This window comes from Cerasibacillus sp. JNUCC 74 (assembly GCF_053667775.1).
Genome location: NZ_CM132207.1, coordinates 3,473,006 through 3,490,724, shown reverse-complemented (window position 1 = coordinate 3,490,724; position 17,719 = coordinate 3,473,006). Strand labels below are relative to the sequence as shown.

The window sequence follows — 17,719 nt, the reverse complement described above, 5'->3', positions numbered from 1 at the left end:
ATGGAAAATTTTTCTCGTAAGTTACATGAGTTCTGTGATTTACAGAATGGGTATGCTTTTAAATCTAAAGATTATATTTCTTCTTCCAATACGTTGATTTGTAGAATGAGTAATATTCGGCCTGATGGAAGTTTTGATATAGAGTATAAAAAAAAATGTGTACCAGATAGTTATAGTGACAAATACAGTGATTATTTACTCAAAGACGGAGATCTGATTGTTGCTATGACGGACATGGCTAATGATTCCAAAATATTGGGGGTTCCTACTATTGTAGAAACAAAAGGATACAATGTCTTATTAAATCAACGTGTAGGTAAAATAATAATTGAAGAAAGAAATTTTGTAGATAAAGAATATTTAAAATATGCTTTAAGTGTTCCTTCACTTAGAAATTACTACAAAAAGTTCGCTGGTGGAGGTTTGCAGATTAACATTGGAAAGAAAGATATACTTAACATTGAGGTTCCTGTTCCAAAGATAGAAGTTCAAAAGAAAATTGTACAAGTATTAAAAAAGTCACAAGAAATAATAAATTATCGAAAAAAACAAATAGAAGCATTAGAAGATTTAAAACAAGGCATTTTTGTTGAGATGTTTAGTACTAAAGTTGGAGAAAAAGTTATTTTGAGTGATTTATGCGATATAAACCCGCCTAAAAAAGAAGTATCACAATATGATGATGACACATTAGTATCCTTTATTCCTATGGCAAATGTCTCTGAAAAAGGTGAAATAAAATTAATTGAAAATCGGCAATTAAAGGATGTATATAAAGGTTTTACCTATTTTAAAGATGGAGATGTACTTTTTGCGAAAATTACACCATGTATGGAAAATGGGAAGGGTGCAATTGCTAAAAATTTGACTAATGGAATAGGTTTCGGTTCAACTGAATTTCATGTGTTTAGACCCAAAAAGGGAATTACAAGTGAATGGTTGTATTATTTAACAGCGCTGCCCTCCTTTCGTATACAAGCTGAAAAAAATATGACTGGAAGTGCAGGACAAAAACGTGTACCAAAACAATTTTTCGATAAGTATAAGGTAGTTAAACCATCATTGAAATCTCAAGAATGCTTTAAAGAAATTGTTTCAAAAATTGACATGCAAAAAGAAAAACTAAAAGCTAGTTTACAAACTTTAGAAATAAATTATCATTCACTCATGCAACGCGCATTCAAAGGCGAATTATTCACCGATGAAAAAGTTTCAAATCTCTAGATAAAAGAGGGGGGGATAAACGTGTCAAACTTCAGCTTTCTTAAAGAGAAAAAACAATATCGGGATTTTACCAATGCATGCTTAGAAGCGGAAAATGCCTTAGTCGTCAGTCCAGCAGTTAGTGCAATCCAGTCAAGGCGCGCGCTGGAGCTTGCTGTGAAATGGGTTTACAGTTTTGACAGTGCTGTGAAAGTTCCTTATCGGGATAACCTTTCGAGTTTAATTCATGATCGGAACTTTATCGATATTATTGATGAAGAGCTATTGCCGCTCATGAAGTATATTGTGAAACTAGGAAATGTTGCCGTTCATACGAATTCACCAATAAAACGTGATGAAGCAGTTCTTTCCCTTCATCATTTATTCCAATTTATTGCTTGGATTGATTATTGCTACTCAGATGAGTATACTGCCGGTGAGTTTCATGAATCCAAATTACCTATTGGTGAAGAGAAACGTGTTCGTCCAGAGGAATTAAAAGACCTCTATGAACAACTAAGTTCAAAAGACAGAAAACTGGAAGAAATGATGAAAGAGAATCAATCTCTTCGCAAAAAAGCAACGGAAAAACGGGAACAAAATACGAAGGAATATGATTTCCAAGTAGACGAGCTTAAAGAATTTGAAACGAGACTTAAATATATTGATTTAGATCTGAAATTAGCTGGCTGGGAGTTTAATAAAAATATTGTAAGGGAATATCCTGTCGTGGGAATGCCAAACAATACAGGACAAGGTTTTGTAGACTATGTACTTTTTGGGGATAATGGCAAACCTCTTGCAGTCGTTGAGGCAAAAAGAACTTCAAAAGATCCAAAAGTAGGAAGACAACAAGCAAAATTATACGCCGATTGTCTAGAAAACATGACAGGTACGAGACCAATCATTTTCTATACCAATGGTTTTGAAACATATATTTGGCACGAGCCATACCCACCTCGCAAAGTTTCTGGCTTCTATGATAAAGATGATTTAAGTCTACTGATGAACCGCCGAACGATGAAACGGCCATTAACGGATATTCATATCAGTGATGATATTAGTAATCGCTATTATCAAAAAGAAGCTATTCTTTCCGTGTGTGATGCTTTAACACGTAATCAACGAAAAGCTTTGTTAGTTATGGCTACGGGAAGTGGCAAAACAAGAACGGCGATTTCTTTAGTCGATGTTTTAGCTCGTCACAACTGGGTGAAAAACGTCTTATTTCTAGCTGACCGAAAAACATTACTCTATCAGGCATATCGAAACTTTAATAACTTACTTCCAAGTTTGACACTATGTAACCTCCTAGATAACAAAGACAACCCAGAAGAAAGTCGAATGGTATTCTCTACATATCCTACAATGATGAATGCCATTGATGAAGCAAAAAGAAAAGATGGAAAGAAACTATTTACTGTTGGTCACTTTGATCTCATTATTATTGATGAATCTCACCGCAGTATATATAAAAAATATCGCAGTATTTTTGATTATTTTGATGGTATTTTACTTGGTCTTACTGCAACCCCAAAAGATGAAATAGATAAAAATACATATGAAGTATTTGATCTGGAGAACGGTGTTCCGACTTATGCCTATGAGTTAGATCAAGCGGTTAAAGATGGATACTTGGTAGACTATCGCACCATTGAAACGAAGATGAAGTTCCTAGAAAAAGGTATTAATTATGATGATTTATCAGAGGAAGAAAAGGAAATATATGAGGACACCTTTGATGAAGAAGAGGACTTAAAGGATATCGATAGCTCCGCATTAAATGAATGGCTATTTAATGATAATACGATTGATAGAGTTTTAATAGATTTGATGGAAAAAGGAATAAAAGTAGAGGGTGGCGACAAAATTGGTAAAACGATCATCTTTGCCAAAAATCACGCTCATGCAGAAAGGATATCGCAACGATTTGATGTTATCTTCCCTGAGTATGGAGGAAATTTTGCTAGAGTTATTGATTATAGTGTGAACTATTACCAAACACTGATTAATGATTTCTCTGAAGTAAATCGACTCCCGCAAATTGCTATTTCTGTAGATATGTTAGATACTGGTGTGGATATTCCGGAAGTTGTAAACCTTGTATTTTTTAAGAAAGTTCGCTCCAAATCAAAGTTCTGGCAAATGATTGGCCGTGGGACGAGACTATGCCCAGATTTGTTTGGAATAGGAGAAGACAAAACGCATTTCCTTATCTTTGACTATTGCGGTAACTTTGAATTTTTTCGTGAAAATCCTAAAGGAATGGATAGAAAAGTTGGGAAAAGTCTTACGGAAAAGTTATTCAATTTAAAAGTGGATATAATCTGTGAATTGCAAAGAACAGATTATCAGACAGAGGAATACATGCAACATCGTAACGAACTAGTAAACGAAGTAATAGGGGATATCTTAACGCTAGATAATGAAAACTTCCGTGTAAGACAACATCTGCAATATGTGGAAAAATTTAAGAATCGGGATAATTGGCAGGTGCTTTCTGTTCTGGATACAAACGAAATCAAAGACCATATTTCTCCAATCATCGCTCCTTTTGATGATGATGAATTTGCTAAACGATTTGATTTAGTTATGTATACGATAGAATTAGCAAAACTGCAAGCAAATAATGCAACAAAGCTAATTCGTAGTGTTGTGCAAACAGCAGAAGCATTATCAAAGTTAGGTACGATTCCGCAAGTGCTAGAGCAAAAATACGTTATTGACAAAGTGTTAACAGAAGAGTTTTGGGATAGTGCGGATATATTTGAATTAGATTCTGTACGAGAAGCATTAAGAGATTTAATTAAGTTCATTCAAAAGGAAACACAGAAGATTTATTATACGAATTTTCAAGATCAGGTAATAGAAGTAAAAGAGAATGGCCCGATGTTCCATGTGAATGACTTACAAAGTTATAAGAAAAAAGTTCATCATTACTTAAAAGAGCATAAGGACCAAATGGCAATTTATAAACTGAATCATAATAAACCATTAACCACACAAGATGTGGAAACATTGGAAGAAATACTGTGGCAGGAACTTGGTACAAAGGAAGACTATGAAAAGGATTTTGGTGAAACACCAATTACAAAACTTGTGAGGCAGATTGTTGGGCTAGACCCACAAGCAGCTAATGCTGCTTTCTCGGAATTCCTATCTAAAAATCGTTTAAATATGAACCAAGCCCGGTTTGTAAAACTTATTGTCGATTACGTTGTGAAAAATGGTACGCTTGATAAGAAAGTTCTGCAACAAGAACCATTTAGAACGGTTGGAAGTATCGTGAGTTTGTTTAAAGATAATATGGATGATGCTAGGAAAATTCTTGAAGTTATTGATGAGATTAACCGGAATGCTGAAGAAATTAGTGGGGCTTAGATAATGATTAAATATTTTACAAGTAGGGATAATAAATGATGTCTTATGAATTGAAACAAGGACATTAAATAGAAAAATCCAGTACTAATTATAGTGCTGGATTTTTCTATTTCTTTTGTTAAAAATTTATATAAAAAACTCACATTGTATTACTTTCCTCAATAAAATTACTTAATCCCGATCCCATTGTTGATGACAGTCAGGACACTCCCATTTTGTCACTCTATCTTCTGCTAAACTAGAAATTCCAATATCTATTATTACAGGAGGAGTGGGCATTGACTAATTAGGCGGATAAATTTTATACAAGTATATTCTGATGGTAGAAGGCAATTAAACAGATAGGCGTGACAGACTTAATAGCAGTAATCCTGTTGATGGAGTAGATATAACAACTTATGATTAGTGACATGGATTATATAATTGAGTGGTTAGAAACGGGGCGACAGCTAGGGCTTATGTGAGGTGTTGACCAAAAATTAGTGTACCAGGGCGATCTCTTGAAAGTATGGAGTTTATTCCGGATATAACTGAACAGCTAGAATCGAAAGATAAACCATTATACTTAAGTGAAGAAAAGAAAAAAGTTTACTTAATATATTTTCTTCGTTTTCATTCGTCCGATGACAGTGTTATATTCTATATGTAGCGTATGAGTATGGATAAAATAGGAGATATACTTGGAATAAAAAAGAGGACGGTTCAGCAGTACATTGATCAAGCTCGTAAAAAGGTTAAGCAAAGGGTCCATGACGGACGATTTGACGTACGAAGTCTGTATTAGTAGAAGGGACTTTTAAATTAGGCACAACTAGTTCAGGATTAAAAGATAATGATTATTAGATACACTTTAATAGGGTGTCTTTTGATATTGCATAATATTTCTAACTCTATCATAATAAAGATATACATATTGATGGAGGGAAAGGAAATGAAAAAAGTATTATTTTTATTGTTAATTAGCATGGTAAGCATCGCTTTGGTTGCTTGTTCAGGTGATGAGGAGAAGGAAACGAAGGCAGAAGAAGAACCAAAGCAAGAGGAAAAAAAGATGGAAGAACCGAAAGAAGAAAAGCCTGAAGAAGAAAGTGAGGATATAGAGGAGAACAAAGAGAAAGAAGAGGAGCCAAAAGAACAAGAAAACAATATAGATACCTCTATGTATCAATACACACAAAATATAGAGGTTACAGATGCACTTGAATTAAATGACCACATAACGCTAATAATTAATGTGAATGAGGAATCGACGCCTGGTCTCGCTTTCAGTCATGTTTTAGAAGGTACATTTGATTTCTTGCAACAAGACATTGTCAAAAAAGCCAAAACAGTTGGTATCAATGTAGTGCAAGGTGAACAAAAGATAGCGATGTTTACTGTTAGACCTAGTGAATTTAAACCAGATGACAATACTCCTATGGCTGAATTAGTATTAAATGCATCTGATGTCGAAATGATGTTGCCAGAAGTTGAAGAATATGCAAATACAATGGAACTACCAGTAAATTAATTGAAAGTATCCAATTTGGGCGCTTTTTATACCTAAAATAATTACATCTCCAACTGGTAATAGTATTGGGGGTGTATTTTGAAAGTTAAAGAAATTAAAGATATTATATTGAAAAGTAATAACAAGAAACTAAAGAATTTTGTTAATAAGTACTTCAAAAAAAGCGGTCTGGTAATGGAATTAAGAATTATTTGTAGATTTAAAAAAAGTTAAATGATGATATATTAATGCTTGGAATAGCTCGAATGGATCAAATTGAAACTGGTTATAATCAATCATTCAAAATTCTTGCCTTCCTTACTTGCTATAGCAGAAATAATGTTTGAAATATATGTAAAAACATTAAATATAGTATTAGTATTTATTTTAGCCACAATTCTATCTTTATTTTTACTTGTTAATATTAAGAAAGAGAAGCAAATACGTGCAGTGATGCTAGTATAGTTTCATGGACACATCTAAGTTAAATTTTATACAATGAATTTCAAGGAGGATGTGTCCCATGCGTACCAGAAATAATGGCAAACGATATAACGATGATTTTAAAAAGATGGTTGTTGATCTTTATCAATATGGAAATTCTGTAAAAGATTTAAGCAGCGAGTATGGCGTATCAGATGTAACTATCTATAAATGGATTAAGGATTTAACTCCAATTGAAGGAACTGACGGTAAGGAGATCACTCCAAAAGAAGTCGATGCCATTGAAAAAGAGAACCTTCGTTTGAAACAGGAGCTTGAAATCTTAAAAAAGGCTATGGCCATATTCGCTCGAAAGTAAGTGACTCAGAACTAACTGAATTTATTACAGAACATAAAGATGATTATCCCGTTCGTACCATGTGCGAAATGCTTGATATACCGAAAAGTACCTACTACCAATCTTTGAATAAGACCGAGTCGAATCGCGATCATGAGAACCGTGAGTTCACGGAAAAGATTGTCCGGATTCATAAAGAAAGTAAGAAACGATATGGTGCGCCAAAAATACATGAAATCCTTGAAAAACAAGGTTACAAAATCAGTTTAAAGCGAGTTCAACGCTTCATGAAAAAAGCTGGTATCCGTTCTATTATCGTTAAAAAATTCCGTCCGACACCCAGTAAAGAAAAGGTGGAAGAACGAGAAAATATCATTAACAGAGACTTTTCTACGACAACAATCAACCAAAAATGGGTTGGCGATATCACGTATATTCACACACTGCGTGATGGCTGGTGTTACCTTGCGTCTGTTTTAGACTTGCATTCTAGAAAGGTGATTGGGTACTCATTTGGACGTTCGATGACGACTGAATTGGTAGAGAAAGCTTTAGAAAATGCTTATGTCACACAGAAACCTAATGATGGCGTCATGTTCCATTCCGATTTAGGTTCACAATATACAAGCGATGCCTTTGCAGAAAAGATTCAGAGCTATAAGATGACGCACTCCTTCAGTCATAAGGGAAGCCCCTATGACAATGCTTGTATCGAGTCTTTTCATGCAATTTTAAAGAAAGAAGAAGTAAATCATGTACAATACTTAGATTTCAACGCTGCGAGAGTAGAGTTATTTAAATATATCGAAGGTTGGTATAATCGTAAAAGAATACATGGTAGCATTGGCTATCTGACTCCACAAGAGATGGAAGATTCAGCGCTCCATCAAGCAGCATAACTGCACCAATTAATATTAGAACACGGCTTTACTTGGAGAGGTGGGCGTGGTAGGCTTTTGCCTAGCGTGTTTTACTAACCTTTCTTCTTTCGCAAATCACCACACCCACAGAGGATCCATGTCAAGTCTTCACATATATATGTAAAGCTTCAAAGCGCAATAAAAAGTTAACTTTTTTGTGTCCTAAATATTGACGTAGATCCACAGCTGCTGTTTACTTTAGAAGTTTATTAATACAATTTAAACAAATTAATAATTCTAAAAAGCACTCATATATTGAAGTGCTTTTTCTTTTGTCCAAAACAAACTCGATTAAGGGTTGGAGGTAGGTGCTATGTAAAATGGCAAAATAAAGGTATTTGAAGACTTAGATAAAGGTAATGAATTCGAAAATATAATTCAAAAGATTGAAAACTAGGAGGTTAATTATGGGATATTTGTGTCTGTAACAGTTTAGATATGCCTTAGACGAAACCACCTCCCTATGACCATAATCGAAATGAGTTACAAAAAGGTGGCATTATATAAGATTATTTTTAGGATAAAAGATCTATATAAAGTTTACATAGTTAAAAATATTCATTAAAAACTGGGAAGAACGATGCTTAGTGAATGGATGAATTTAACATTATGATTTATATAGAGGATAAAATGCTCTTTAAACAGAAGCAACTAAACGTTCTAGCGATTAAATTAGAAAACATATAACTCTAGCATTAAAGGGGTGAAGGGAAGGAGCTAATTATGAGGGGGACGGTTCGTGAAGCGGGACTTACAAATTAATGACTTGTTGTCATTATTTGAAAACTATGTACGAGACACGACGGTTTACATATCTCCTATTTCCAGAAACCAGATGATCCGGGTAGACAGAAATGATATATGGGCGAATCTCAAGCAAATAGACAAGGGTATGGAAAGAAACGTGCTTAAGGCATTAAACCGAAGGTATCAGACACCCTCGTCTTTTTCGAGCCTGTTTGAAGATCCAACCGATGCGGAAAAGGAAGCAAGCGAGAGTAATAGAAGGAATATGGAACGAATCCAGGAAAGCATTCGAACAACTAGAAACAAACTTCAAAACAAAATGGATGACTTGTGGGAGCTGTATAACACAAAGATAAAACGGTTTGAAAATGTTGATGACGCTTATAATGATTTAGCTGGAAATGTAAAGAAAAAATATACGGACTTCTTTGAGGGAGTAGAGGATATTGTCGATAGTATAAACAAAGGTGTGGACAATCTCGTAAAAGGATTGGCACATAGCATAGCTGGGTTAGTTGAAGGGTTAGTAACGGTTGCGATGGATGTAGGTGTTGTTGGAATATCAGGTATTATTCCTGATTCCATTGAACCAGCTTGGTTAAAGGAAAAAGCAGATCAAACGGTTGATAGTTATACGCAAGCTATGATACAACTTTTACAAGACCCTATACGTGTGGCGGAATCCGCTGCACAGTCTTTTACTGATACAATTGAACAAGAAGGAATTATGTATGTAACCGGTGCTGCCCTGCTCTCTTTAATTCCAAGCGCTTGGGCTGTCAAAGGAGCAAAAGGGGTTTCTAAATTAGGAAGCGGAGGAAAATTGCCAAAGCTGACTGGTGGGAAACCTTACAGTAAAAGGTATTTTCAAGAGAAGGTAAATGCAGGTAAAGTAGCACTATCTAAGGTGAGAATGCCTGTGTTCTATCGAGAGCAACTTTCGACAGGCTATTCTACAATTCCGATGATTGGAGTTGGCTCAAAGCCTCTTGGCGAAATTCGCCCGCAGATGTTTTCTTTAAAGAATGGCGGGGGAAGCCCGCAAAAAGAGGTTGAGGTTAAGGGTACACGTAAAGGTACTGAGCACGTAGGTAGGTTAAAAGGAAAAGAAGTTTTATTAAAGAATATCATGGAAAAAGAAATAACCTATACTAAACGTGATCGACAAGAATTTAAACAATTAAGAAATAAATTTAATAGTTCTGTGAGAAAAAATTTTTTACAAGATTTAGTGAATGATGAGAAAAAAGTTAAACAACTATTTGATGCCGGTTTAACGGAAACCGATATCAAAAATTTTAAAAATGGGTTAGTACCAGATGGATATCAGGTTCATCATAAACTGCCTTTAGATGATGGAGGCACAAATGATTTTGAAAATTTAATTTTAATTAAAAATGACCCATATCATAAAGTTTTAACTAATTCACAAAGGGATTTAACTAAAGGTTTGAAAGTCGGAGATTCAATTAATATAAATTGGCCACTTCCCGAAGGATTTATATATCCTACTACTAAAAAATAGAGGTGAGAGCATGATTTTAGATTTATTAGTTGAGATTGAAAAAATTAAAAACCAAGATGGAAAGTCAATTATCTTTCCTGCGAGCGATAAAAATATTCAAACTATAAAAGAATGGATTGCAATAAACGTGAATGGAAATGTATCTATAAGAGAATACGAAGATTTATTAAAAATAGTAAATGGATTAGAATTTAATGGGCTTGTTATCTATAATGCAAATCCTGATGATGAAAATAATGGCTTTATTGGGGCAAATGAAATTTGGCAAGAAAGTGAGTGGGAAAGTAATTATTTGTTTTTTGGAGATTCAAATATTTCATGGTATTGCCTAGATATAGACAATAATGTATTCCTCGAACTCGATAAGCCAAGTGGGGATATAGTGGAGGAATATAATAGTTTTCAAGAAATGATCAACGAAGCTATTAAGAGTGTTTTATAAAATTGAAACTCTACTTATTTGCAGATTTTTAATTGTAAATTTCCTATGAAATAAGGTATATAAGGTAATACTTCTGATTTCAATCCACACCCACACTGATTTTAAATCCTGCCGCCAGATGTAGGGGGACAAATATACTATATTATAAAGCAGAGTGAAAAAAAAATAGAACCGCCTGATATGACTAATTTCTAGTTTTTTAAACTGTTAAAAATATGTACTAAAAAGTAAACAAAGAGAGGAGATTATAAAATGACTATAAACGATCCAATTTTTGGCGAACTTATGTATGATTATGGTTGGTCAAGAGTCATAACTATTGATTTCTTTAGAAATGAAACCGAAATAGATTTACTAATAGATGGTGAAGAGGATGGCAGTTTGATGAAGGCCAATATATTGCATGCCAATTATTGGTGAAAATTGGTATGATTTACAACAAAGCCTATTGAATTCCATCTTGGAATATTACATTCAAAAGCGACATGAACTAGGCTATGATATTGAATTAAATGATAATTATCCATTAGTTGAAACAACTAATCAAATGTTAAAAATGATAAGTTTAGATGGAATTGTTGTTCCATATGCGGATATCTTTGAAGCTCGACATATCGGAATTACATTTAATTGTACTTGGGATACAGAAAATGGACTAGGGCTTCGTCTATTAAATGAAAAAGTAACCGAGGTAAGTTACCATGATGTTGCAATTTAAATATCACTATTTAGTATATTATGTATTTTGGACATAAGTTAATATTAGACTCTTTAAGTTAGTTAAAAACTTTGATTAGCATAGCCTTTCAAGGATATTTTTTTAAAAAAAATAATAAAATGAAATTCGACGAAAAACAATAGTTAAAGTGTATTTTTTAGATGAAAAGAAACGAGAAGTAATGTGGAGAAACAATATCAATTATGGGCGACATGATGTGATTCATGCATCCATAAACCTTGATATAGCAAGGCTTTAAGTGTTAGTCAGGTGATTTTTGAAGGAGAATCTCACAAAAAAACTAGATATCTTTTCGGTTGAATATCCTTTTTCATTTTATCTGTTACATATGTACAGATTCGCAAGTAGTTCTATATTTTGTATATTATCATAACCGATTATTCTGGTTATGATATCCCTTTAGATATAAGGGTATCCATAGCCTCTTAAAAAAGTATATCTTCAATGAATTCTTCATTTCTTGAGTAGGTATCCATAAATCACTCTTTTGGAATGTACGTTCGATTTAGGTGTAAAGAAAGGTGCACAATATATTTGTACACCTTTAGAAGATTATTGACTTAATTGATCAGATGGAATTTTCCAGATCGCTTTACCAGATTTGAACGGATCAGAAAAATGTAATTCATAGTTATCTGATTTTGGTACATCAAATGGGATTTCTCCCTTAAGTTTTCCGCCTGGCTCAATGGATCCATCAAACTGTCCCTTAGTGCCTTCAGTTAATATTGTAGTTGAATAAGAATAACCTTCAGCATCTTTTAATTCTACATTCATTATTGATGACATTACTTGTTCTTTATCAGTATTATTTTTTGCTGTGAGATTTACTACAACAAATTGTTCTTCTTGAGGTTGATCGAATTCGCCACCAGACTCAATTCTTGCTTCGTTTAATGTTATTTTTATGCCATCAAACTCTACTGTATCACCAATAGCAAGCTCTTGAGTTTCAGGCTTTTCTTTGCTCTTTTTTTCTGCTTTATTTTCGCCAGCATCTTCTGCCTTATTATCTGCATCTGCCTTTTTTACTTCTGCTTCGCCACATGCTGCTAACATAAAAGTTAATAATACAGCAAAAGATAACCATATGAACTTTTTCATAATAATTATCCCCCTAATTATGCAGCCTTTTTCTTTTCGTTATCTTTTTTAAAAACGCCCATTAGTCCAGCAATACCTATCAAGATTGCCGAAATCAAATAGAACATAGAAATACTTATTAGACCACCTATTGCTGAGATCAGTAATAATACGCCTCCGACTTTAGCCTTTGATTTGACTACAACTGAACCCACGATGGCTAATGCAGAAAATATAAAAGCTGCCCAACCTAGACCAATTACGTCACTTGTACCAGTATCGCTAAAGGCAGCGTCTACACCGCCGATGAATAATGCTAAGATTGCACCAATAAAACCAAAAATACCGCCAATTAGACCTAGCACAAATTCAGTAGTTCGCATGCAAACTCCCCCTTCCCATTTTGAATTTATGTAATCTATGCAAATGCATAGAAATTACCATCATTTCTTTAAACGACGTAAATCTTCTTCGTCATTTTTGATAGTTCTCTATACCACTATACCAACACTCTAATTCAGGGTTATTTTTAAACTTCAAAAGCTTCTTCGACCATAAGCAGTTGGTCAGATTTACCTAATAGATAATCAGTAGATACATCGAATAAAACAGAAAATTTATTCAAAGCATTAAAGTTGGGTTCTTTTGTACCTGATTCATATTCTGACAGTTAAATAGGACACACCCAATTTCTTTGCTAATTCCTCTCTGCTTAACTTATGTATTTTTCTAAGGTTATGTAATCTATCATTAAATTTTATAATTATTTCTTCAGGCTCTTCTCATTTTACCCTATATGTCCAATTAATGCATTAAATTGGGCGAAAAGAGTATAAAAAGATTAAAAAAATTAGGATTATCGCCCATTATAATTGACGAACAAGACTTTAGTCCAGATTAAAAGGGGTAAATTTTTTGGGAACTAAGTTACGGAATGTAAGAATTAAAAAAGGGTTTTAAGATGTTGGAAATAAAGGAGAAGGAAGATTTTTTATTGGAGTTCGAGAAATAACGGGAAAAGGGTAATTTGATTTTGTTATTTAGCAATTGCGCTAAAAATTAAACAATTTTTCTATCATTACATAATAAGTTTATAGGGAAAGCTGGAACAGATGAATTGCTTTACTCTTAAATCCCCATACTACACTCGTCTTTTTTCTTTCAGAGATATTCATGATATTAAGTTGATTGGGATGTTTAAAGTTTAAAAGCATATCTTCAGTTCTTGAATAGGGTGTACTCGAAATTTCTCTTTTGGAATGTATGTTCGATTGGAGGGTGTAAGAGGAGGTGCGTGTAAACGCACCGAGTTTTTAGCGACTAAGAGAGTTAGAATTTATTCACAAGCTACTCCGTCGCCATCTCTATCTAAATGACTGCCATATCCAGGGTCGCCTCTCCTTACTGGAGCAGCTCCTGCTTGTCTAGCAGCATCACAATTTTTGTAGTAAACATTTGAGTTAGATGAGTTTGAACTACGTGAACTAGAATTTGTTCCTGAATCGGTATTTTGACTTGCAGAGTTATTTGATTTTGAAGTTGATGTTTTCTTTTCTGTTAATTCTGTATTTAGCTTATCAACCTTGTTTTGTAACGTAGAGTTTTTTTCTTCTAAGTTGCTGATTTTTTCTTTTAGAGATTCTTTTTCAGAATTAAAGTCTGTTTTTTCTTCTTTAAACGAAGTTATTTCTTCCTCATACTCAGTAATTTTATCTGTAGTATTTTCAAGCTTACTTTCAAGTTCATCAATTTCTTTTTGAAGATTGTTATTTTCTTTCTCTAAAGATTCATTTTTAGACGATAGTTTTTCGTTATCTTCTAGAGCCGCATTTAGTTTCCCTTGATCAGTTGTATCAATAAAAACACTTGCAATTGACAAAAGTAGTAAACCACCAAACAATGTTGGATAGAAAAATTTTTTCGAGAGTACTCTTTCTTTATTTTTTATTTTCTTGACGAAATGAATAATGAGATAAAGAATTGAGAAAGTGAATGTGAAAAAACCCATTAGTAAAAAGAAATTAGCCATTATTATCCCCTTTTTCTTTAAAACAAAATAAATGTTTTGTTATTATTTAATATAGTGGTTTAAATGCACATAAGTAGTGAATACAGTCTTAGATCTATTTGCCTGTTAAATGGTTAAAAATTTTTAATGCAACCTTATTTAGCGCTCCCTAAAAATGTAAACTATATCAAATTGGTTAAATCTTCCCTTGGAGCGATATTGTCATTTTAAATATTTCCCAATGCTTATAGATTTACGATTAAAAACTTAAAGGTAATTCGATATCTTCATTAAGAGAATCAAGATTTTCATTCGAAGCACCAGTGATATTAAGCTTAATTTTCGAAATATCTTTAGCTGATGTATCCAATTTAAAGATGACTTCTGTTAGTACGGCTTGATTTGGATGAAATGAAACTATTTCTTCTGCTGTATTTTCAACTTTCATCCCAACTGTAATAATGGTTAGTTTATCTTTGTTGTAAAATAATTTTTTTGTATTTATAGCTTGGTTCAAGCGTAGCACTTTGTATGCCTGTTATCGTTAACTTCATTGGTACGTTTTCTTAAGCTCATTCATATCCTTCTTTTTATTAGCAATCATGAGCTTACCGGATTTTACTTTCTGCCGTTTCTTCTTTAGAATCACCAGCTTTGTCTTCTTTCTCATCTTGGGTTGATGCATTATCATCGGCCTTTGCTGAATCCTTATCTTCTGTTGACGATTCACCCCCGCATGCGGTAAGTACTAAATACAAGACTAGGGCCAACATTAAAATATAAAACTTCTTCAAACTAATTCTCCCCTTATTAAATTTATATTTATGTAATCTACGTAAAGACGTAGTAATTACCAACCTTTTGTTCGGTTTTTACGTATTCCTCAAGACTTTTAAAGCATTTCAATTTTTAGAATATCCTTTATGTCTATACCTTAATCTAGCATAAGGAAATATACGCTTTTCGATCATTGACTTGGATGCCAGAGACTAAATTACAGAAGCTAGTAGAAGTTTTTCAAGAGCGGAAAAAGCAGCATCTTATGACTAGCATTCTTGTTGAATTAATAAAATCAACTTAATTTTTTTACAGAAAATACTATTATTTTCCAATATTATCCTATAATATCATATAAATTATTTTCTTTCATGGAGAATGGAATATGTTTATGAAACCTTTATTACAATATATTTTTTATAAAAAGGAAAGAAACAAAAGTTGGAATAATTATCTATATTCATGAATAAAAGCCTGTCGATACAAAAATCGGCAGGCTATAACTATTACAAATCAACTTTTAAGTTATTTGCTCTATTGGTTCGTGCTTTTTTAAAGAATAAGAACGTGAGTATCACGGTAAAGATTGCACCGATGATAAATGAAATATTTAAGTCTAAGCGGAAACCAATTTTTGCATTTAAAATATAGACAAATACCATATAACTCATAAAAATGGCTGGTATAATTGATACCATATAGTTCTTGCCCTTAACAAACAAATACATCGTTGCTATCCACAATGCTATTACTGCAGTTGCTTGGTTGGCCCAAGAAAAATAACGCCATAAAATATTAAAATCAATTTTAGTTAAAATATAAGAAACAACAAATAATGGAATAGCAATTGCTAATCGATTAAATAATTTTTTCTGACCGATATTTAAATAATCGGCAATGATGGAGCGAGCAGCACGAAATGCAGTATCTCCTGAAGTAACTGGTAATACGATTGCTCCAAGCACTGCAACTGTCCCTGCAACAGCACCTAACAGTGTTATGGCGATTTCATTTACAGCAGCCGAGGCAGTACCAGTTGCAATGATTTCGTTTAACGTTTGCCCATCAAAAAGACTCATTGCAGCCGCTGCCCAAATCATAGCGATAATAGCTTCAGCAATCATCATACCATAAAAAATATAACGTCCTTGTGATTCCTTTTGTGTAGTTCTAGAAATAATCGGTGATTGTGTAGCATGAAAACCTGATAAGGCACCACAAGTGATTGTAAAAAATATCATTGGAATAACCGGTATATTATCCGGATGCATATTTGTTATATTCAATTCCGGTATAGAATAATCTGAAAATAATAGAGAAATACCAATAGCTACAGTTCCTATTAACAAAATGGCGCCTAATATAGGATAAATACGTCCAATAATCTTATCAATCGGCAAAACCGTTGATAGGAAGAAATAGAGGAATAAAGTACCTAAAATAATCGAGAAGGCAACCTTGCCGTCTAGTAATATATCAATTAAAGAAGCTGGCGTTGTAACGAAAACGGTTCCAACTAAAATTAATAATAATAAGGAAAACGCGTTTACAATATGTTTTGAAAATTGACCAAGAAATCTGCCAGCTAATTCAGGAATATGAGCTCCTTTATTCCGTATGGATATCATCCCCGTAAGATAATCATGAACTGCCCCAGCAAAAATGGAACCAATTACAATCCAGAGAAAAGCAACCGGACCAAATAATGCTCCCATTATGGGACCAAAAATTGGCCCCGTGCCTGCTATATTAAGTAATTGAATCATGGCATTCTTCTGTTTGCTCATTGGTACGTAGTCAACACCATCATGATTAGAGTAAGCTGGTGTAGCTCTCTCATCCGTTGGCCCAAACAACTTGTCAATAACCTTGCCGTATGTGAAATACGCAATAATTAATAAAATAATCGATACAATAAACGTAATCATACAGTGCCCCCCTTTGTTGTAAACTAATGAAAACGTTTACCTAATTAGTATATCTAGTTATGATAAATAATCAAGGTATTTTTCGACATTTAGTAATAAAAATGAACGAAAATGATTAGAGATAAATAATTAAATCTTTCCCATGACATTGATATTACTGTTATCCTGTAGTTTTACCTTTATGTCGACAAAAACAGTAAAATATTATTAACCCGGTAAAAGAGGGTAATAAATACGAGTTATACAGATTTTTCAACAGAAGTTAATAATGAACTGCGAATTATAAGTAAGTTTTTTTATTTCCCGACTTATTTTAATAAGCAAGGGATAGGAGAAGGGAGTGCTTTCTATGAAAGAAAAATACCCTGTTATGATCGAGGTAGAAACATTTTATTTTCCTGAAGAGATAGGAGTTTTGATTAATTATGATTTTACAGGAACCACTAAAAAGTATGTATGATCTTGGAAACCAGATTGCAGATCAGGAATATATCGTTTACGGATCGAGACTAACAGGATATGGTACACATTATGAAGATATGGAAAATGCTACATATTAGGAATGGATAAGGGATGTTTAAGGAGGACTTGAAAAGCTGAAGGAGTCCTGGGAAAAGTGCTACGCTAATCTCACCGATCCCCGCGATGCATATGAGTAGATCAAACTCCGAAAGCTTTTTTTCGTTCGCAATTTAA

At 33.4% G+C, this 17,719-nt stretch carries 13 protein-coding genes and 1 pseudogene; 8 read left to right on the top strand and 6 right to left on the bottom strand.

What is annotated here, in order from left to right:
• The 7 genes and pseudogenes from JNUCC74_RS15500 to JNUCC74_RS15470 all read left to right on the top strand — a co-directional run bounded on the left by JNUCC74_RS15500 (position 1) and on the right by JNUCC74_RS15470 (position 11,206).
• The gene (locus tag JNUCC74_RS15500) at positions 1–1,224 is read left to right on the top strand and encodes a restriction endonuclease subunit S (protein ID WP_454066042.1); all 1,224 of its coding nucleotides are present in this window, start codon (positions 1–3) and stop codon (positions 1,222–1,224) included.
• A gap of 21 nt (positions 1,225–1,245) precedes the next feature.
• Positions 1,246–4,584, top strand: a complete 3,339-nt coding sequence (locus JNUCC74_RS15495) for a DEAD/DEAH box helicase family protein (RefSeq protein ID WP_454066041.1) — start codon at positions 1,246–1,248, stop codon at positions 4,582–4,584.
• Positions 4,585–5,515: 931 nt separating this feature from the next.
• Complete coding sequence (locus tag JNUCC74_RS15490; RefSeq protein ID WP_454066040.1) at positions 5,516–6,094, top strand: hypothetical protein; 579 nt, start codon at positions 5,516–5,518, stop codon at positions 6,092–6,094.
• 502 nt (positions 6,095–6,596) lie between these two features.
• Positions 6,597–7,753 (top strand): IS3 family transposase gene (locus tag JNUCC74_RS15485; protein ID WP_454065639.1). Its coding sequence is split into 2 segments (ribosomal slippage): positions 6,597–6,837 and positions 6,837–7,753, totalling 1,158 coding nucleotides; the frame shifts between segments, so codons are not numbered across the junction.
• Positions 7,754–8,513: 760 nt separating this feature from the next.
• Positions 8,514–10,046, top strand: coding sequence for an HNH endonuclease signature motif containing protein (locus JNUCC74_RS15480; protein ID WP_454066039.1), 1,533 nt, complete (start codon positions 8,514–8,516; stop codon positions 10,044–10,046).
• Between the two features lie 10 nt (positions 10,047–10,056).
• A complete protein-coding gene (locus tag JNUCC74_RS15475; RefSeq protein ID WP_454066038.1) occupies positions 10,057–10,488 on the top strand; it encodes a YrhA family protein in 432 nt (143 codons plus the stop codon).
• Between the two features lie 252 nt (positions 10,489–10,740).
• Positions 10,741–11,206 (top strand): annotated as a pseudogene (locus JNUCC74_RS15470) (DUF6985 domain-containing protein).
• Between the two features lie 573 nt (positions 11,207–11,779).
• Here the strand turns inward: JNUCC74_RS15470 and JNUCC74_RS15465 are convergent.
• From JNUCC74_RS15465 to JNUCC74_RS15440, 6 genes are all read right to left on the bottom strand, one after another.
• Positions 11,780–12,331, bottom strand: coding sequence for a DUF4352 domain-containing protein (locus JNUCC74_RS15465; protein ID WP_454066037.1), 552 nt, complete (start codon positions 12,329–12,331; stop codon positions 11,780–11,782).
• A gap of 17 nt (positions 12,332–12,348) precedes the next feature.
• Positions 12,349–12,693: a DUF4064 domain-containing protein gene (locus JNUCC74_RS15460; protein WP_077318340.1), complete on the bottom strand. Its 345-nt coding sequence runs from the start codon at positions 12,691–12,693 to the stop codon at positions 12,349–12,351.
• A gap of 953 nt (positions 12,694–13,646) precedes the next feature.
• Positions 13,647–14,339: an excalibur calcium-binding domain-containing protein gene (locus JNUCC74_RS15455; protein ID WP_454066036.1), complete on the bottom strand. Its 693-nt coding sequence runs from the start codon at positions 14,337–14,339 to the stop codon at positions 13,647–13,649.
• Between the two features lie 238 nt (positions 14,340–14,577).
• Entirely contained in the window at positions 14,578–14,844 is a 267-nt protein-coding gene (locus JNUCC74_RS15450; RefSeq protein WP_454066035.1) for a hypothetical protein, read from the bottom strand.
• Positions 14,845–14,926: 82 nt separating this feature from the next.
• Positions 14,927–15,112 carry a hypothetical protein gene (locus tag JNUCC74_RS15445; RefSeq protein ID WP_454066034.1) on the bottom strand — a complete coding sequence of 62 codons (186 nt, stop codon included), beginning with the start codon at positions 15,110–15,112 and terminating at the stop codon, positions 14,927–14,929.
• A gap of 489 nt (positions 15,113–15,601) precedes the next feature.
• On the bottom strand, positions 15,602–17,023 hold the full coding sequence (locus tag JNUCC74_RS15440; RefSeq protein WP_454066033.1) for a carbon starvation CstA family protein: 1,422 nt from the start codon (positions 17,021–17,023) through the stop codon (positions 15,602–15,604).
• 425 nt (positions 17,024–17,448) lie between these two features.
• Between JNUCC74_RS15440 and JNUCC74_RS15435 the strand changes: the two genes are divergently transcribed.
• Complete coding sequence (locus JNUCC74_RS15435) at positions 17,449–17,583, top strand: hypothetical protein (protein WP_454066032.1); 135 nt, start codon at positions 17,449–17,451, stop codon at positions 17,581–17,583.
• Positions 17,584–17,719: the final 136 nt, after the last annotated feature.